Consider the following 17,103-nt stretch of genomic DNA (forward strand, 5'->3'; position numbering starts at 1 on the left):
ATTCGTCATGACCATTCTCCCGCACCGGTGCGGGAGCGGGTGACACGGTCTCTCAACCGACCGAGACTGCACGGCTTCGTCGGCGGCAGAGACGACTCAGATGCCGAAGGGCGTCTCGGCGCCGGACTGCGCGTCTCTGTGGGCGAGGATCTGACTGACCTCGATCTGGTCGGCCAGGGTCTCGTGGACCAGCGTGACGTTGGGCACGTTCGCCAGACGCAGCGGAGCGTCGACGCCGTTGGTGAGCGTGATCGTCCCTGCGCCCCACATGCGCTGCAGCACCCCGCGCCGAACGCCGATCGAGTATCCGCGTGCATGAGACATCTCGCGCCGGTTCCTGGACCCCACGCCGTTGTTGACGATCACCCTGCGCGTGGTCATCGTGACGGTCCGCGAGTGCCAGATCACGTAGGGAACGATGACCAGAAGAACGATGAGCAGCCCGGCCGCCGTCAGCAGCATCCAGTCCTCGAAGGGCGCAGGGAGATTCCCGTAGAAGTACGCCGTGGCGCCGCACGTCGCGATCAGGACCAGCGCCGACCAGAACAGCCGTCGCGCCTGACCACGGAACTTCGCGATGAGGAGCTCTTCCGTGGGCACGCCGGGAGGCGGCATCGTCGGGCGGCCTCCGAGAGTCACGGGCTGGGTCACCCCTCCATTGTGCATGCACCGACCGACAACGGCGCCCGCACTCCGGGCGTGTCAGTCTCGGGCGGGGCGGACGTGGACGACGTCACCGGCCGAGACGGCGTGCTCGACGCCGTCCGCCAGGACCATGAGGCGCCCGTCGTCGTCAAGCGAGAGCGCGGTGCCCTGGAGCGTCCTGTCGCCGGGCAGCGACACCGTCACCTCAGCGCCGATGGTCGCACAGCGAGCGCTCGCGGCGGAGTGGAGTCCGCTGGAGACGGCGTCTCCCGCGTCGATCAGCGCCGTCAGGAGCCGGTCGAGGCCGCGCAGATAGTCGGCGATCAGCCGATCGGCATCGGCCTCCGCGCCGAGCACCGCGAACGACGTCGCGGTGGGGACGGGGAGGTCGGACGCTGCCATCCCCGTGTTGACACCGGTTCCGACGATCACCGCTTCGGTCACGGCTTCGGCGAGGATGCCGCAGATCTTGCCTCCGTCGACCAGGATGTCGTTCGGCCACTTCACGGCGACGTCGTGTCCGGGCAACTGCGCGGCGATCGCATCTGACATCGCCACCCCCGCCGCCAGAGGAATCCATCCCCTCGCCTCGGGACGCTGCGGAAGCTCGCGAAGAAGCACGGAGACGGCGATCGCCGCGCCGGGAGGGGCGATCCAGCTGCGGTCGAGGCGGCCCCTGCCGGCGGTCTGGTTGTCGGTCGCGATCGCGGAGAGATGAGGCCAGCCTCCGGCATCCGCGGACTGAGCCCTCAGGTCGGCGTTCGTCGACCCCGTCTCGGAGAGGACACGCAGCCGCGAGGCGACGGCTTCGGTGAGCGGGAGCTGCACGCTCATTCGTCCACGTCGTCTTCGTCGCCCTCTTCGTCGTCATCGTCCTCATCGGGGCGGACCGCGCCCATCTCGTGGGCGTGCCAGCGCTCCCACTTCTGCATGAGCTGCTCGACGGCGGCGTGGAACTTCTCCGTGGCGACTCCCTGGGTGGTATCGCCGAAGTAGTGCTGCACCCACATGCGCAGACGCGCGATCGCCGCCTCGTCGGCATGGACGCGCTCGACCTCGGCGACGATGTCTCGCGCGGCATCCGCGGTCAGCCACTCGCAGTCGGAGAGGTAGCCGTTCGTGTCCACGGACGCCTGCTCGTCGACCGGACGGGTGATCATGAGGGGCTTGCCCACAGCGAGGCGGTCGTAGACCATGGCGGAGATGTCGACGATCGCGACGTCGGCGGCCGCGAGCTGCCAGCCGAGCTCCGGGCCGTCGTCGTACACGTGCTGGGCTGTCGCGTCGGCGGCATTGGCCGCCGCGATCGCTGCGACGATGCGACGATGCGCGGCGCCGTACCCGTCGTCGATGACGCCGCTCCGCGGGTGGGGGCGGTAGAGCACGCGATGACGGCCGGTGGCGAGCAGCGCGCCGACGAGAGCCTCACCGTGCGACGCGATCGAGCCGTAGTGCGCACTCGGGCGGTCGCCCTCCCAGGTCGGCGCGTAGAGCACGACGGTGCGCTCATCGGGCGTGTACGGCAGTGCCCCGGAGTAGTGATCCGCCTGCGGGCGCCCGATCTCGATCGTGCGCCGGTCGATGTCGTAGTCCCACAGCGTCCGGCTGAGTCGGTCTCTCGCCGCCTGCCCCGCGACGAACGCGTAGTCGTACGCCTTGTACTGATTCGTCGTCATGTACATCTTGTCGGACTCGCCGTGGTTGATGAAGACGTGCCAGCGCCGGCCGTAGCGGAACATCTGGAAGTTGCGCGTGTTCTGATTCACGTACAGCACGATCCGGATGTCCTGATCGGCGATGTACCTCTCGAGGTCTCGCACCGTCGGCACGAAGGCGACGGGAGGAGCGTCCTCGTCGAGGAGCTTCTCGGCGCCCGTGGCGACCCGGGACAGCACGACGACGGGCCAGCGCTTCGCGAGCTCGGCCAGCGGACGGTACCACTGACGCATCTGGTACATGTTCACGGCGCCGTCTGCGAAGTACACGGCGACCTTGAAGTGCCCGGAAGGGTGCGGGCCGTCCTCTGCGAGGCGTCGACGCACGCGCTGCACGGCCGAGCGTGAGCGGAGTGCGCGTCTGAGCAGTCGGTAGGCCTTCTTCGCGTCGGACACTGCACCCATCCCTCCAGAGTACCGAGTCGGGGTCGCGCGCTCGGCTCCTCGGCGGCTCCCGAGAGGGATAGAGATGGTTCCGTTATCCGAGAATCCGGTTCCATGTCGATCCGCGGACGCGCCGACGTCACCGCCGCCCTCGGTCAGCGAACCCCCGATCGCGTCATGACATGATCATCATGTGCCTGACCACGTAACCACCGAGCATCCCGACGGGGTGTCCTTCGTCATGCCGGTGCTCAACGAGCGGGCCTACCTCGAGCACGCCGTGGCCTCCGTCCTGCAGCAGCGGCTCGACATCCCCGCCGAGCTCGTGCTCGCGCTCGGCCCCTCCACCGACGGGACGACGGAGCTCGCGCAGCGGCTCGCGAGTGAGGACTCCCGCATCCGTCTCGTCGAGAACCCGGCAGCGCACATCCCGGTGGGACTGAATGCGGCCATCCGGGCCAGCAGGTACGCGACGATCATCAGAGTCGACGCGCACTCCGAGCTCTCCCCCGGCTATGCCGCCCGCGCCATCGACACGCTGGATCGCACCGACTCCGCGAACGTCGGCGGCGTCATGCACGCCGAGGGGCGCACGCCCTTCCAGAGGTCCGTGGCCCGCCTCTACAACTCCCCCGTCGGCCTCGGCGGCGGCGCCTATCACGGCGGATCCCAGGAGGGCGAAGCCGAATCCGCGTATCTCGGCGTCATGCGGCGATCGGTGCTCGAGGAGGTCGGCCTCTTCGACGAGTCGATCAGGCGGGGCGAGGACTGGGAGCTCAACCTCCGCATCCGCCAGGCCGGACACCGCGTGTGGTTCGATCCCGAGCTGTCGGTGACATACTGGCCGCGCGAGAACTGGCTGCGACTGGCCCGGCAGTTCCGCGCCACCGGTGCGTGGCGCGGCGAGCTCGTGCGCAGGTTCGGTCGGCGCAACGGCATCCGCTTCTTCGCTCCGCCTGCGCTGGTGCTGCTCGTCGCTCTCGCCCTCATCGTCGGCGTGCTGCAGGCGACCGGCGTCCTCTCCGGCGTGGTGTCGCTCGTCGCATCCCTCGTCTACCTGCCGCTCGCGATCTACATCCTGCTCGACGTCGCGGTCGCCCTCGCTCCCGGAGGCGGCGGCATCCGACAGCGGCTCTGGACGCTGCTCGTCATGCCGACCATGCACCTCTCGTGGGGGCTCGGCTTCCTCGGCGGCGTGCTGCGCGGTGCGGGCGACACCGTGGACGCGTCACGGCTGGGCACGAGGAACACCCCGCTGCCCTGACACGGATCAGCGGGTGACGTAGCCCTGGTCGAGGATGCGCGACACGACGCGCTCGGCGGCGTGGCCGTCATCCCTGGTGTTGAACTGGGCACGCCAGGCCGCGTAGCGCTCCGCGTAGGCGGACTCGTGCCCCTGGTCGGCGAGGGCGGCGGCCAGCTCCTCCTGGGTGTGGACCAGCGGCCCCGGCGCCCTCTCCTCGAGATCGAAGTAGAACCCCCGGAGCTGACCCCGGTAATGGTCGAGGTCGGGAACCAGGAAGTACATCGGCTTGCCCGTGACGCTGAAGTCGAACATGACCGAGGAGTAGTCGGTGATCAGCGCGTCAGCGGCGAGGAGGAGCTGCGACGTCTCGGGGAATCCGGTCACGTCGATGACCCGCGCTCCGGCGTGATCGCGTCCGGTGTCGATGGTGCGCGAGTGCCCTCGGACGAGCACGACGGCATCCGCCTGGGCGGCGAGGGCCTCGGGGTCGATGAAGTCGACCATCTCCCGGCGGTCATCCCGCCAGGTGGGCGCGTAGAGGAGCACGCGTTCCCCCTCGGCGATGCCGAGGGCCGTGCGCACGAGCGCAGGATCGCCGGAGACGAGCGCGTCATTGCGGGGGTAGCCCTCCACCCAGATCGGCCGACCGAAGAACGCGTAGGCCTTGCGGAGGATCCGCTCGGAGTAAGTGTTCTGAGCGAGCAGCACGTCCCAGCGGCGCGACTCCTTCACCACGGCCGCCATGCGCCGAGGGTCGAACCCGGGGCGATGCAGCGCCAGCCTCTTCAGCGGGGTGCCGTGCCATGTCTGGAGGACTCGCTGGCCCGCCTTACGGGCGAAGCGCCGACGCAGCCAGTCGTTCACCACCAGCAGACGTGCGGCCGCCCTGGCTCTCCACCACTCCGGGCTGCCTTCGACGACGGCGATGGCGCCGTCGGGAACGGCGACGGAGAGATCGACGACGCTCCAGTACCGGGTGACCCCCGGCGCCAGCGCGGCGAGCGCCCTGTCGATCGCCTGCGGGTTGCAGCCGACCGTCTTGCCGTAGAAGCTCTCGAAGAACACCGCGTTCTCGGTGCCACCCGCCTGCGCCACGTAGCGCTCCTCGAGGGTCGACTGCCCTTCCGCGGTCTCGTAAACCGGATCGATCGGAGCGCCGATCACCACTGCGCCCGCGTGCACCGCGATCCGGAGCCCCGCGAGCAGGGTCGACGGTATCTCCACGGCACCGAGGTCAGCGCCGTCGATCCGCAGCTCGTACTCACCGGCCGGGAGCGGCAGAGGCGCGCCACCCCATCTCGATGCGCGCAGCGGGAAGACCGCCTTCCAGGTCTTGCCGCCGCCGGTGAGGCGCGCGTCGACGCGCGCACGGGCGCCGAGGAGCGTCGCGCTCGCCGGGCGAGCGCCTGCACCCGAGATGATCAGCTCTTCGGCCGACTCATCGATCCGGGCCGTGGTCATACTGCTCCCTTCGGCGCGGGGACTCCCCGCGCGCGGATCACGTCGTAGACCCGCTGTGTGTTGCGTCCGTCGCGGAACGCATGCATCTGAGCGCTGAGCGTAGCGGAACGCGCGGACCTCTCGGCGAACACGCCCTCGTCAGACAGCAGCGGCTCCAGCTGCGCGATCAGCTCATCCCAGCTGCGTGCGAAGTCCTTCCCTGCGACCTCGGCGAACCCTCCGTAGAACCCTCGGGTCCGTGCGTACTCCTCGGCATCCGGCCCGAGGAAGAGCACCGGGGTCGCGAGCAGCCCCACGTCGTAGGCGAGGGACGAGTAGTCGGTCACGAGCACGTCGACCGCGGGGAGTGCGGGGGTGACGTCGGCGAGGACGCCGGCCCCCAGCATCCGCACTCTCCTGCTGGGCAGAGGCGACGCGTACCCGCCCTCCCCGAGCGGATGCGAGCGCACCAGCAGCACGGAGTCGGTTCTCTCGAGAGTCCTGATGATGTCGATCCACTGCGCGGCGCTCGGCACCGCCGGATCTGCCGCGCCGTCGCGCCAGGTCGGGGCGTACAGGATGGTCCTGGCTCCGTCGGGCAGCTCGCCGACGGCGCTCACGAGCAGCGCGGATGCCGCGGCTCGACGCTCGTCGGCGGTCCCTATGGAGAGCACGTCCACCCGGGGCTCGCCGGTGACGACGACCCGGGCGTCACCGATCCCGAACGCGGACTCCAGCCGACCGCGCGAGCGGTGCGAGGCGGCGGGCAGCACGCGGATGCGCTGAGCGGCGCCGCGGTAGAGGAGACCGACCACCCGGCGCAGCAACGACGCTCCAGGGATGTTCGGCACCTGGGTCGTGGCCGGCGAGTCGAGCCCGATGCGCTTGAGCGGGATGCCGTGCCACAGCTGCACGACGAACGCGCCGGCGTTCGCGTAGCGGTTCACGTCGCCGAGGCCGTGGGTGACCACGAGCACCCCGGCCCGCGCGGTGGCCCACCATCCGCGGAGTCCGCCCTTGGGGACCGTGCGGATGCCGAGCGCTGCCGCCTCGCGCTCCTCGCGCTCGGACGAGGTCAGCCACAGCGTGTCGTGCCCGTTCGCCTGCGCCAGCCGCTGCAGAGCCAGCGCGCCGTCGCCGATCCCGGCTCCGCAGCCGAAGACCCAGCGCCGACCGCGCGGCACGATCAGTGTGCCGATGCGGCCGGCGGCGTACAGCGGGATCCGGAGCAGCTTGGCCGCATTGCCGGAGCCGAAAGAGAAGGACGCCACCCCGCGAGCCTATCGCGCGGGTGGCGTCCTTCTCTGTGAGGCGGGGTGCTACTTGGAGAGCGTGCCGAGCGTGACGTCGGCCTCGTACTCCTTGCCTCCGCGGACGTAGGTGACCTTCGCGTCGCTGCCGGCCGCCGCGGCCCGCACCTGGGCGGTGAGGTCGCTGGCGTTCGTGATCGGCACGCCGTTGAACGCGGTGACGATGTCATCGGCCTTCAGCCCCGCGGCACCCGCGGCGCCGCCGTCGGTGACCTCGGCGATGTAGGCGCCCGCCTGAGTGGAGCCCTCGACCGATGCCGCGTCGCGGACCGACGCGCCGAGGAGCCCGTGGGTCGCACTGCCGTCCGCGATGATCTCCTTCGAGACGCGCTCGGCGATGTTCGACGGGATGGCGAAGCCGATGCCGATGGAACCGGACTCCTCGGAGCTGCCGGAGCTCGCGATCGCCACGTTGATGCCGATCAGCTGGCCCTTGCTGTTCACCAGCGCACCGCCCGAGTTGCCGTGGTTGATCGCGGCATCCGTCTGGATCACGGCGATCGAGATCGACTCGGACGTCTGCTGGTTGGTGTTGCCCGGCAGGTCGAACTGGAACGGGCTCGACTGGCCGTCCTGAGGCGTCTGCTGATCCTGCGGCGCATCCTGCGACGACGAGTCCGGCAGAGCCGAGGACGCGATCTGGATGCTGCGGTTCAGCGCGCTGACGATGCCGGTCGTGACCGAGTTCGACAGCCCGAGCGGGGCGCCGAGCGCGACCGCGGTGTCTCCGACGTTGAGCTTCGACGAGTCGGCGAACGTGATGGGCGTGAGACCCTTGGCGTCCTTCAGCTTCACGACCGCGAGGTCGTAGATGGGGTCGGTGCCGACGACGGTGGCGTCGTAGATGCGGCCGTCCGACGTCGTGACCCTGATCGTCGGGTCGGCGACGGCCCCGCCCAGGGTGACCACGTGCGTGTTCGTCAGGACGTAGCCGTCGTCGCTGATGATGACGCCGGAGCCGCTGCCGGCCTCCTTGGAGCCGGCGACCTCGATCGTGACCACGGAGGGCAGCGCCTCGGTGGCGACGGCCGTGGTCTCGTTGACGGATCCGGGGTTGTTCACCGTGACGGTCTGCGGTCCCTCGGCCGATCCGGTCGAGGGGGTGCTGCCGAGCCCGGTGAAGATCGCGCCGCCTCCGAAGCCGGCGACGCCTCCCACGAGGGCGGCGGCCACGACGATCGCCGCGAACTTCACGCCGCTGCGCGGCTTCTGGTCCTTGGTCTTGGCGGCACCGGTGGGGTCGCCCGTCGTGAACGCCTGCGGGGCGCCGAGGGGGACGGTCGGCTGGGTGCCGTCGTGGATGCCGAACGCGGCTCCGGGCGAGGTCGCCGCGATCTGCGGCTGCGCCTGCTGGCCTCCGTAGAACTGGGGAGCCGTGGATGCTGCGGGGGCGTAGGGTCCTGCCTGCGCCGCCTGGCCGAACGGGGTCGGGGCCGACACCGCGGGGGCGACCGGGGCCGACGGAGCGACGGGAGCCGTCTGCGCCGAGGTGAACGTCGACGGGACCTCGTGTCCCTGTGCGACGGGTGCCGCCGGGGCATCCACGACGGGCGTGGAGGCGACAGCGGGCGTGTCAGCTGCGGCATCCGACGTCGAACGGTCGACGAACGGGGCGGCATCGGTGGTCGGCACGGCGTCGTTCGACGGGAGTGCCGGGTTGTCCTGGGTGTTGTCTTCGTTCATGGTGTCTGCTCCTTCAGCAACGCCCCTTCAGAGTGCCGCCCGTGTCTGTGCGTTTCTTATGTCGAAGGTGAGTTTCACCTATGGCCTTAGCCTGTTCTTCATGAGTGTCATTCCCGGCGCATGGAGGCGCACGGCAGCGGGCGCAGGACTGCTCGCATCCGACGGAGGCGTCGCGCCCACCATCTTCGCAGAGATGTCTGGACTCGCGGCGAGAACAGGGGCCATCAACCTGGGCCAGGGCTTCCCCGATGAGGACGGCCCCGCCGAGGTCCTGGAGGCTGCGAGAGCCGCGATCGCGAACGGCGCCAACCAGTATCCGCCCGGTCGCGGTGTGCCCGATCTGCTCGCGGCGATCAGCGAGCACCAGGAGCGCTTCTACGGGCTTCACGTGGACCCCGCCACCGAGGTGATCGTGACGGCGGGTGCGACGGAGGCGCTCACCGCGACCCTCCTCGCCCTCATCGACGGTCCCGGCGATGAGGTCGTCGTCTTCGAGCCGTACTACGACTCCTATGCGGCCGCTGCGGCCCTCGCCGGGGCGAAGCTCGTGACGGTGCCGCTGCGGGCGCCGGACTTCCAGCCCGATCGGGATCAGCTGGCCGCAGCGGTCTCGGATCGCACGCGGATCATCCTCGTGAACGACCCGCACAACCCCACCGGGGCGGTCTTCGGCCCCGACGTGCTCGCCGACATCGTGCGTCTGGCGCACCGGCACGACGCGATCATCGTGACCGACGAGGTGTACGAGCATCTCTCGTTCCGCTCCCCGCACACCCCGATCGCGACGCTGCCGGGAGCGGCAGAGCGCACGCTCACGATCTCCTCGGCGGGCAAGACCTTCTCGACGACGGGATGGAAGATCGGCTGGGTGCACGGCCCCGCCGCGCTCATCACGGCCGTCCTCACCGTCAAGCAGTACCTCACCTACGTGAACGGATCGCCGTTCCAGCCCGCTGTGGCCGTCGGGCTCCGTCTGCCCGACTCCTCCTTCACCGAGGCCGCGGCTGCCCTCGAGCGCAAGCACGCGATCCTCGGCGACGGTCTTCGTGCCGCCGGCTTCACGGTGCACGCGCCGCAGGGAGGCTACTTCACGGTGGCCGACGCGACGGCGCTGGGGGGAACCGATGCCGCGGCGTTCTGCCGTGCGCTTCCGGAGCGGGCGGGAGTCGCCGCCATCCCCCTCTCCGCGTTCGTCTCCGAGGGGCGCCGTGGGGACTACACGGGCCTGGTCCGCTTCGCCGCGTGCAAGCGGGTCGAGGTGCTGGAAGAGGCCGCGAGGCGGCTTTCTGCGCTCGACGCCTGAGTCAGCGCGGCACCACCCGGTAGCGCCGGACCCGCAGTGCCGGGTTCGCCGCCCGCACGCGGTCGATGGCGGAGCGCTCCACCGGGGCGACCGCGATCCCCTCCACGACGCCGATGCCCGCGAGCACCACACCCTGGGGATCGATGATCTGCGAGTGTCCGACGCCGATCGGCGCAGGGTGGTCGGCGGCGATCACGTAGGCGGTGTTCTCGATCGCCCTCGCCGCGAGCAGCGTCGTCCAGTGGTGCTCCTTGAGCGGGCCGCGCACCCACTCGGCCGGGACCACGATCGCGTCGACGCCTGCGTCCATGAGCGTCCGCGCCACCTCGGGGAAGCGCAGGTCGTAGCAGGTCATCAGCCCGAAGCGGATGCCGGCGACCTCGAACGTCGCCGCCTCCCCCACGTCACCGGCCTCCACCCAGTCCGACTCGGTCTGGCCGAAGGCATCGTAGAGATGCTGCTTGCGGTACGTCGCGAGGACGCCGTCTCCGCGGACCGCGACGACCGTGTTGCGCACTCGCCCCTCATCCGAGGCCCGCTCCGCAAAGCCCGCCACGATCGCCACGCCGTGGTCGGCGGCGAGAGCGGTGAGCGTCGAGACGAACTCCCCGTCGAGCTGCTCCGCGTTCTCCGCCAGCGAGATGTCCATCGGCTCGACGAAGTAGCCGGAGTACTCGGGGAACACGACCAGCGCCGCTCCGCGGCGCGCGGCGTCCGCCGTCATCCGTGCGATCCGCTCGAGATTCTCTTCACGGACAGCCGTGGGCGCGAACTGGCATACGGCGACGGGCACGGCTGCGGTCTCGGACATGCACCCATCCTCCCGCATCCCGGGCCGAACGGCCGGAAAAGGCGAAGGCCCCCTGATCAGATTTCCCTGATCAGGGGGCCTTCTCTTGTTGCGGGGACAGGATTTGAACCTGCGACCTCCGGGTTATGAGCCCGGCGAGCTACCGAACTGCTCCACCCCGCGGCACAAGGGATAGCCTAACACGGATTCTGAGGGTGCGCGAATCGAGGCCGCGAACACTCCCCCGAGACGCGAATGGGCGCCCCTCGCGGAGCGCCCATTCGTTCATCGGATCGGTGTCACTTGCCCGTGTCGCCGTCCAGGGCGAGCAGGGTGTTGACGGCGTCCGTCAGCCTCTTGTCGGCCTCGGCGAACGCGGTGAGGTCGCCGGCCTTCAGCGCGGCCTCACGGTCGGCGAGGGCCTGAGCTGCTGCCGAGAGAGCCTGGGCTTCCGCGTCCGACGGAGGAGGCGTCGTTCCGCCCTCGTCGGGAGGAGTCGTGCCCCCTTCCTCCGGAGTGGTCGGCGTGACCTGCCCGTCACCACCCGCCGCCCCGGCCTCGCCGCCGAACAGGGCATCCAGCGCCGCTGTCAGCGTGTCCTCGAAGGCGACGTTGCCGCCGAAGGCGACCAGCACCTTCCGGAGCTTCGGAACCTGGGTGTTGTCGGCGGACTGCACGTAGACCGGCTGCACGTACAGCAGGCCGCCCCCGACCGGCAGCGTCAGCAGGTTGCCGTACGCGACCTCCGACTTTCCGATCGTCAGGACGTTCAGCTTCTCGGCGACGACCGGGTCGGAGTCGAAGGTGTTCTGCACCTGGCCAGGACCGGGCACGGTGGTGTCGTCGGTGATCTCGAGCAATCGCAGAGTGCCGTAGCCGTCCGCCCTCTTGCCCTTGTCGCCGCCGGCATCCGAGTCGACCGCCAGATAGCCCATCAGCACGTCTCGCGAGCTGCTCGACCCCGAGGAGGCGGGGATGAACGTGGAGAACATCGAGAACCGCGGCGAATCCTGCCCCGGCATCTTCATGCTCAGGTAGTACGGCGGCTGGAGCATCTCCTTGCTCCGCGGGTCCTTCGGAGTCTGCCAGCGGTTGTCGAGCTGCGCGAAGGAGCCTGCGTCGTCGATGTGGTAGATCCCGAGGATGTCGCGCTGCACCTTGAACAGATCGGTCGGGTAGCGCACGTGGCTCATCAGGTCGCCGGACATCTCGCTGATCGGCTTCAGCGTGGACGGGTAGACCTTCTGCCAGGTCTGCAGCACCGGATCGCTCTTGTCCCACGCGTAGAGGGTCACGTGACCGTCGTACGCGTCGACCGTGGCCTTGACCGAGTTGCGGATGTAGTTGATCTCGTCGATCGCGAGCGACGGCGTCGGCGTGCTCGAGTCCGCGATCGCCTTGGAGAGGCTCACGCTGGTCGAGTACGGGTACGAGGCGCTGGTCGTGTAGCCGTCGACGATCCACACCACGCGTCCGTCCACGACGCTCGGGTACGGGTCGCTGTCGAGCTCGAGGTAGGGGGCGACCTTCTGCACGCGGGTCTTCGGGTCGCGGTCGTAGAGGATCTGAGACTTCTCGTTGACGAGGTTCGAGAACAGGATCTGCTCGGACTGGAACTTCAGCGCGTACAGCAGCTTCGTGAACGTGTCGCCGATCGCCGGCCCCCCGTTCCCGTCGAAGGTCGTCGTCGTGTTGGCATCGCCCTCCGCACCACGCGGGTAGTCGATCTCGACCGGGTCGGTGCCCTTGGGGGCGCCGACGATCGAGTACTCCGGCGAGTTCTCACCGAAGTAGATCCGCGGCTCGTACTTCTCCGAGTCGGTGAGGTCTCCCGAGGTGGGCATGCCGCGCTCGATGAACACCGGCTCGCCCGACGCGGTGCGCTGGTTGCCCGCCATCGCGAGCAGCCCGTAGCCGTGGGTGTACACCGCGACGCGGTTGTTCCAGGTGTCGCTGTCGCCGAGGTTCGCCATGTCGAGATCGCGGACGGCGACCACCGTGTCCTGGGCGACGCCGTTGACCTGGTACCGGTCGACGTCGAGCGTCTGCGGGAACTGGTAGTAGTCGCGCGCCTGGTCCTGCTGGCGGATGACGTCGTTGACGATCTTCGGGTCGATGATGCGGATGGAGGCGGTGGTGTCGGCGTCCTCGCGGAGCTGGCCGGCCTCGGCATCCGTCTTCGCGGTGAAGGGGGTCACCTCGACGTCCGCGACGCCGTAGGCCTCCTTCGTGCCGTCGATGTTGCGCTGGTAGAACTGCGACTGGTACGCGTTCTGATTCGGCTTGACCTGGAACGTCGTGACGATCCACGGGTATCCGACGCCCACGACGAGAGACGCGACGAGCAGCAGCGCGGTACCGGCGAGCGGGAAGCGCCAGCGTCCGATGATGGCGGTGACGAAGAACAGCACGGACACCACAGCCGCGACCACCGCGAGGATGGCGAGTCCGGGGATCGTCGCGTTGACGCCCGTGTAGGCCGCTCCGGTGATGCGGTCGTCAGGAGCGACGAGGGTCTTGTACCGGTCGAGCCAGAGGCTCGCCGCCTGCACGAGCAGGTAGAGGCCCGCGATGACGGCGAGCTGGATGCGCGCGGGCTTGGAGATGCGCAGCTCGCCCTGACCGATGCGCACGGAGCCGTAGAGGTACGACACCAGCGCGGTGACCAGGAGGCAGAGCAGGAGGACGGCCGAGACGAACGCGAGGAGGATCGTGTAGAACGGCATCGCGAACATGTAGAAGCCGGTGTCGAGGCCGAACTGCGGGTCGACCGCGTCGGTCGCCACGCCGTTCGCCCACAGCCACACGGTCTTCCACTGGCTGGCGGCGGAGAAGCCGGCGAACAGGCCGAAGAAGATCGGCATGCCCCACATCGCGAGGCGCCGGAGCGGCTCGATGACCTCCTGGTAGCGGTCGAGCTGAGAGCTCAGCCGCACGTAGACCGGTCGCAGCCGGTAGGCGAGCTGGATCGCGACGAACAGGGGCGCCGCCATGCCCAGGAAGCCGATGACGAACATGAGCACGGTGGCGAACCACTGCGTCGTCAGCACGGTCGTGAATCCCAGCTGGTCGAACCAGAGGAACTCGGTGTACAGCGACGCGAAGACGAAGAAGCCCGCGATCAGCGCGGCGATGATCACCAGCGAGATCCCGACGATTCGTCGTGAGGTTCGAGGCGTGGCCGGATTCGGAGAAGAGGTCGAGGTCACCGTCCCATCCTAGGCATGCCTTACTATGCGGCGGCTCTCTGTCCGATCACGGAGAGGTCACGGGCGCTGCGCGATCATTTCGTGCAGGTGGGCAGGGCGTCGACGTCTCCCCCGTCGGCGATGACCTCGAGAGCACTCAGGGACTCCTCCAGCGTCGAGGTGCTGATCACGGTCAGCCCCGACGGCACGTGGCCCACCACGTCGGCACAGTTCGACTCGGGAGCCAGGAAGTAGTCGGCGCCGGCATCCCGCGCTCCGTAGAGCTTCTGGCGGATGCCACCGATCGGACCGACCGTGCCGGCGGCGTCGATCGTGCCCGTGCCGGCGACGTCCTTGCCGCCGTTGAGCTCGCCGGGGGTGAGCGTGTCGATGATCCCGAGCGCGAACATCATTCCGGCGCTCGGCCCTCCGACGTTGTCGAGCTGGATCGTCACGTCGATCGGGAAGTGGTACTCGGTGCGCAGCGAGACACCGATCAGCCAGGTCGTGACGTCGCCCTCGGTGTGCTTCTGCGGAGTGACCTCCACCTGCTTCTCCTCGCCGCCTCTGAGCACGGTCAAGGAGACGGGGGCACCGGCGGCATCCTGCACGGCCTTGCGCAGCTGCGTGATCGAGGTCACCTCGACGCCGCCGATGGCGCTGATCACGTCGTCGGCCTGGAGCACTCCGTCGGCGGGCGAGTCCGCCGCGGGCTCGACCACGGTCACCTGCGCGCCCGTGTCGTAGCCCAGCTCGCCGAGAGCCGCCGCCGTCGCCTCGTGCTGCGAATCGACCATCATCGCGGAGTTGCGCTCATCGCGCTGCTCGGTCGTGACGCCCTCGGGGAAGACGGAGTCGAGGGGCACGACCGCGCGCGAGGAGTCCGACCAGGCGAGCGCGAGCTCGAACCAGCTGGGCGTGCGCTCGCGGTTGCCGACGACCTGGACGGTCGTGAGGTCCAGGCTGCCGGCGGTCTCGAAGGTCTCCGCGCCCTTGACGCTGATGAGCGGCACCTTCTCGCCGTCGGCCCCTGCGGCGGTCCCCAGCGTGTTGTACACAGGACCGGGTCGCTGGATCACGTACGGCGAGGGCAGGAACGTGAGCACGGCGAGGGAGATCAGTGCGACGATCAGCGCCCATACGCCCAGTCCGAGCTTCACAGACCGGGTTCGATCCACAGCAATCCTCCGTCGTTCGCGAGCGGCGTACAGCGAACGGGACCGTGCACCTGTCTCGGTGACTAGCGTAGATCCCACGGCTATAGGCGTGCTGAGAGGGCGAGCGAGATGTCAGACAACGATCCGACCCCAGAGGACTTCCAGGAGTTCCTCCGAAGAATGATGTCCGGCCAGGGCGGTGGAGACATCGACCCTGAGGAGCTGCGCAACGCCCTCGGCGGCATGGAGGGTCTTCAGCTCGACCCGGCGATGATGCAGACGATCATGTCCCAGCTGCAGGGCGCCTTCAACGGCGACCCCTGGGAGAACGCGCTGCGTCAGGCCCTGCACATCGCGAACCGCGACGGCCTCGGCATCACCGACGGCTCCCGCACGTCTCTCGTCGACTCGTTCGCCCTGGCGAACCTGTGGCTCGGCGAGGTCACGACGATCTCCGAGCTGTCGGAGGCCCCCAAGGCCATGACCCGCGGTGAGTGGGTCGAGGCGACCCTGCCCGTGTGGAAGGAGATCGCCGACCCCGTGTCGACGAGCATCGCCGATGCGCTGACCGGCGCCCTCGACACCCAGGTCCCCGAGGAGATGCGCGGCATCGTGCAGGGCGCGGGAAAGCTCATGCGGGGTCTCGGCGGCTCGGTGTTCGCCGCGCAGTTCGGTCAGGTGCTGGGCAACCTGTCGCTCGAGGTCGTCTCCGGAGGGGACGTCGGCATCCCCGTGCTCCCTGCGGGGACGGCGGCGGTCATCCCGCAGAACCTCACCGCCTTCGGCGAGGGCCTGGAGATCCCCGAGGATCAGATCGCCCTGTACCTCGCCACGCGCGAGCTCGCCTACGCCCGCCTGTACCGGCACGCGAAGTGGCTGCACCTGCACGTCATGGCGCAGATCACCGATTTCGCCCGCGGAGTGTCCGTCGACATGGACGCCCTCGAAGACGTCGCCAGCCGCCTGGACCCGTCCAACCCCGAGGAGCTGCGGGCCGCCATCGAGGGCGGCGCCCTGCTGCCCGCGCAGACGGAGGCGCAGCGCGAGGCTCTGGCCCGCCTGGAGAACCTCGTGGCGACGATCGACGGATGGGTCGACGTCGTCACGGCGCAGGCGACCTCCCGGCTGCCCGACGGCGCACGCATCGCCGAGGCTGCGCGGCGACGTCGCGCGGTGGGCGGTCCCGCCGAAGACGCTCTCGGCGCCCTGGTCGGGCTCAAGCTCCGTCCGCGCCGCCTTCGCGAGGCCTCCGCCATGTGGCAGGCGGTGACGGATGCCGTCGGGACGGCCGCCCGCGACGCGCTGTGGGACTACCCGGACCTCATGCCGACCGCCGAGGACATCGACGACCCGAGCGCCCTCGTGTCACGACTGCAGGCGCTCGCCCGTGGCGAGCAGCCAGAGGCCGACGAGTTCGACGAGGCGCTCGCACGCCTCCTCGACGGCGATGACTTCTCCGACAGCGGGCCGGACGCCGGTGCGGAAGACGACGAGCCCGGCCCCGGAGACGAACGACCCGTCTGACCGCCGGCGGATGCCTCCGCCACCCTCCACGGACGAGTTGTCCACCGATGAGTCCGGCCCGCCCCACGGCGGCGCCGGACTCTTCAGAATCGGGGCATGCCTCCGCTGACCTCGAAGACGATCACCCGCCTCGACCCCGCGCTGCCGCTGCTGTGGCGCGACGGGGAGACCCTGCAGTTCGGCGTCGACGGGGACGTCAGGGTGCGAGTCGACGCCCCCTGGGTCGAGCTGCTTCTGGCGCGTATGGCGAACGGCTTCCGGCGCGTGTCGTTCGACGTCATCGCCCACGGTGCCGGTGCTCCCCACCGGCAGGCCAGAGCGCTGCTGGCGCGGGTGGAACCGTTGCTCGTCGACGAGGAGGTCTCGTTCCGAGCGGCATGGGTGGAGAGCATCGATCACGTCGACGGACGCTCCGAGTACCGGATGAGGGAGGCTCTCGCCGACGAGGGCGTCTCCCTGGGGCGCCGCGAGAGCCGTGAGGATGTCGGCGTGATCCTCGTGCAGGGTGCCGCCGCTGCGCTCCAGTTCGCCCGCTACCTGCGCGAGGACACGACGCACCTGCCGGTCGCGTTCGAGCGCGGCAGGACGACGGTGGGGCCCCTCGTGATCCCGGGACGGTCGGCCTGCCTGGCCTGTCGAGACGGCCACGAGCGCGATCGTGACCCCGCGTGGCCGCGGCTGCACACCCAGCTGATCGGTCGCGGCGCCGGCCCGATCT

12 protein-coding genes and 1 tRNA gene are annotated in these 17,103 nt (G+C 69.6%); 3 read left to right on the forward strand and 10 right to left on the reverse strand.

Going from position 1 to position 17,103, the window contains the following annotated elements; translation table 11 throughout:
• Positions 1–96: 96 nt before the first annotated feature.
• The 3 genes from MRBLWH10_RS09850 to MRBLWH10_RS09860 all read right to left on the reverse strand — a co-directional run bounded on the left by MRBLWH10_RS09850 (position 97) and on the right by MRBLWH10_RS09860 (position 2,765).
• On the reverse strand, positions 97–615 hold the full coding sequence (locus MRBLWH10_RS09850; RefSeq protein WP_341942584.1) for a PH domain-containing protein: 519 nt from the start codon (positions 613–615) through the stop codon (positions 97–99).
• An 87-nt stretch (positions 616–702) separates the two neighbouring features.
• Positions 703–1,479 (reverse strand): biotin--[acetyl-CoA-carboxylase] ligase, encoded by a 777-nt coding sequence (locus MRBLWH10_RS09855; RefSeq protein WP_341939713.1) that lies wholly within the window; start codon positions 1,477–1,479, stop codon positions 703–705.
• A complete protein-coding gene (locus MRBLWH10_RS09860; protein WP_341939714.1) occupies positions 1,476–2,765 on the reverse strand; it encodes a CDP-glycerol glycerophosphotransferase family protein in 1,290 nt (429 codons plus the stop codon). Before MRBLWH10_RS09860 ends, MRBLWH10_RS09855 begins: the two co-directional genes overlap by 4 nt.
• A gap of 172 nt (positions 2,766–2,937) precedes the next feature.
• On the opposite strand from MRBLWH10_RS09860, the gene MRBLWH10_RS09865 reads away from it, so the two are divergent.
• Positions 2,938–4,008 carry a glycosyltransferase family 2 protein gene (locus tag MRBLWH10_RS09865; RefSeq protein WP_341939715.1) on the forward strand — a complete coding sequence of 357 codons (1,071 nt, stop codon included), beginning with the start codon at positions 2,938–2,940 and terminating at the stop codon, positions 4,006–4,008.
• A 6-nt stretch (positions 4,009–4,014) separates the two neighbouring features.
• On the opposite strand, the gene MRBLWH10_RS09870 is transcribed toward MRBLWH10_RS09865, so the two are convergent.
• Genes MRBLWH10_RS09870 through MRBLWH10_RS09880 form a run of 3 tightly spaced genes read right to left on the reverse strand, consistent with a single transcriptional unit; the run spans position 4,015 to position 8,423 of the window.
• A complete protein-coding gene (locus MRBLWH10_RS09870) occupies positions 4,015–5,451 on the reverse strand; it encodes a CDP-glycerol glycerophosphotransferase family protein (protein ID WP_341939716.1) in 1,437 nt (478 codons plus the stop codon).
• Complete coding sequence (locus MRBLWH10_RS09875) at positions 5,448–6,701, reverse strand: CDP-glycerol glycerophosphotransferase family protein (RefSeq protein WP_341939717.1); 1,254 nt, start codon at positions 6,699–6,701, stop codon at positions 5,448–5,450. Before MRBLWH10_RS09875 ends, MRBLWH10_RS09870 begins: the two co-directional genes overlap by 4 nt.
• 48 nt (positions 6,702–6,749) lie before the next feature.
• The gene (locus tag MRBLWH10_RS09880) at positions 6,750–8,423 is read right to left on the reverse strand and encodes a trypsin-like peptidase domain-containing protein (RefSeq protein ID WP_341939718.1); all 1,674 of its coding nucleotides are present in this window, start codon (positions 8,421–8,423) and stop codon (positions 6,750–6,752) included.
• Between the two features lie 100 nt (positions 8,424–8,523).
• Here MRBLWH10_RS09880 and MRBLWH10_RS09885 point away from each other — a divergent pair, with 100 nt between their 5' ends.
• Positions 8,524–9,726 (forward strand): aminotransferase class I/II-fold pyridoxal phosphate-dependent enzyme, encoded by a 1,203-nt coding sequence (locus MRBLWH10_RS09885; RefSeq protein ID WP_341939719.1) that lies wholly within the window; start codon positions 8,524–8,526, stop codon positions 9,724–9,726.
• Position 9,727: 1 nt separating this feature from the next.
• Here the strand turns inward: MRBLWH10_RS09885 and MRBLWH10_RS09890 are convergent, their stop codons facing one another.
• From MRBLWH10_RS09890 to MRBLWH10_RS09905, 4 genes are all read right to left on the reverse strand, one after another.
• The gene (locus MRBLWH10_RS09890) at positions 9,728–10,537 is read right to left on the reverse strand and encodes a carbon-nitrogen hydrolase family protein (protein ID WP_341939720.1); all 810 of its coding nucleotides are present in this window, start codon (positions 10,535–10,537) and stop codon (positions 9,728–9,730) included.
• Positions 10,538–10,625: 88 nt separating this feature from the next.
• Positions 10,626–10,699: transfer RNA gene (locus MRBLWH10_RS09895), tRNA-Met, on the reverse strand.
• A 116-nt stretch (positions 10,700–10,815) separates the two neighbouring features.
• Positions 10,816–13,725, reverse strand: a complete 2,910-nt coding sequence (locus MRBLWH10_RS09900) for a UPF0182 family protein (RefSeq protein ID WP_341939721.1) — start codon at positions 13,723–13,725, stop codon at positions 10,816–10,818.
• A 74-nt stretch (positions 13,726–13,799) separates the two neighbouring features.
• On the reverse strand, positions 13,800–14,882 hold the full coding sequence (locus tag MRBLWH10_RS09905) for a PDZ domain-containing protein (RefSeq protein ID WP_341939722.1): 1,083 nt from the start codon (positions 14,880–14,882) through the stop codon (positions 13,800–13,802).
• Between the two features lie 108 nt (positions 14,883–14,990).
• Here MRBLWH10_RS09905 and MRBLWH10_RS09910 point away from each other — a divergent pair, with 108 nt between their 5' ends.
• Entirely contained in the window at positions 14,991–16,385 is a 1,395-nt protein-coding gene (locus MRBLWH10_RS09910) for a zinc-dependent metalloprotease (protein ID WP_341939723.1), read from the forward strand.
• The last annotated feature ends 718 nt before the right edge of the window (positions 16,386–17,103 follow it).

Source organism: Microbacterium sp. LWH10-1.2, assembly GCF_038397765.1.
Taxonomy (GTDB): domain Bacteria; phylum Actinomycetota; class Actinomycetes; order Actinomycetales; family Microbacteriaceae; genus Microbacterium; species Microbacterium natoriense.

Excerpts from the sequence above, each read along its gene's own strand:
- MRBLWH10_RS09860 (WP_341939714.1), bottom strand. The coding sequence starts at position 2,765 with ATGGGTGCAGTGTCCGACGCGAAGAAGGCCTACCGACTGCTCAGACGC.
- MRBLWH10_RS09890 (WP_341939720.1), bottom strand. The coding sequence starts at position 10,537 with ATGTCCGAGACCGCAGCCGTGCCCGTCGCCGTATGCCAGTTCGCGCCC.
- MRBLWH10_RS09855 (WP_341939713.1), bottom strand. The coding sequence starts at position 1,479 with ATGAGCGTGCAGCTCCCGCTCACCGAAGCCGTCGCCTCGCGGCTGCGT.
- MRBLWH10_RS09850 (WP_341942584.1), bottom strand. The coding sequence starts at position 615 with ATGCCGCCTCCCGGCGTGCCCACGGAAGAGCTCCTCATCGCGAAGTTC.
- MRBLWH10_RS09885 (WP_341939719.1), top strand. The coding sequence starts at position 8,524 with ATGAGTGTCATTCCCGGCGCATGGAGGCGCACGGCAGCGGGCGCAGGA.
- MRBLWH10_RS09880 (WP_341939718.1), bottom strand. The coding sequence starts at position 8,423 with ATGAACGAAGACAACACCCAGGACAACCCGGCACTCCCGTCGAACGAC.
- MRBLWH10_RS09870 (WP_341939716.1), bottom strand. The coding sequence starts at position 5,451 with ATGACCACGGCCCGGATCGATGAGTCGGCCGAAGAGCTGATCATCTCG.
- MRBLWH10_RS09910 (WP_341939723.1), top strand. The coding sequence starts at position 14,991 with ATGTCAGACAACGATCCGACCCCAGAGGACTTCCAGGAGTTCCTCCGA.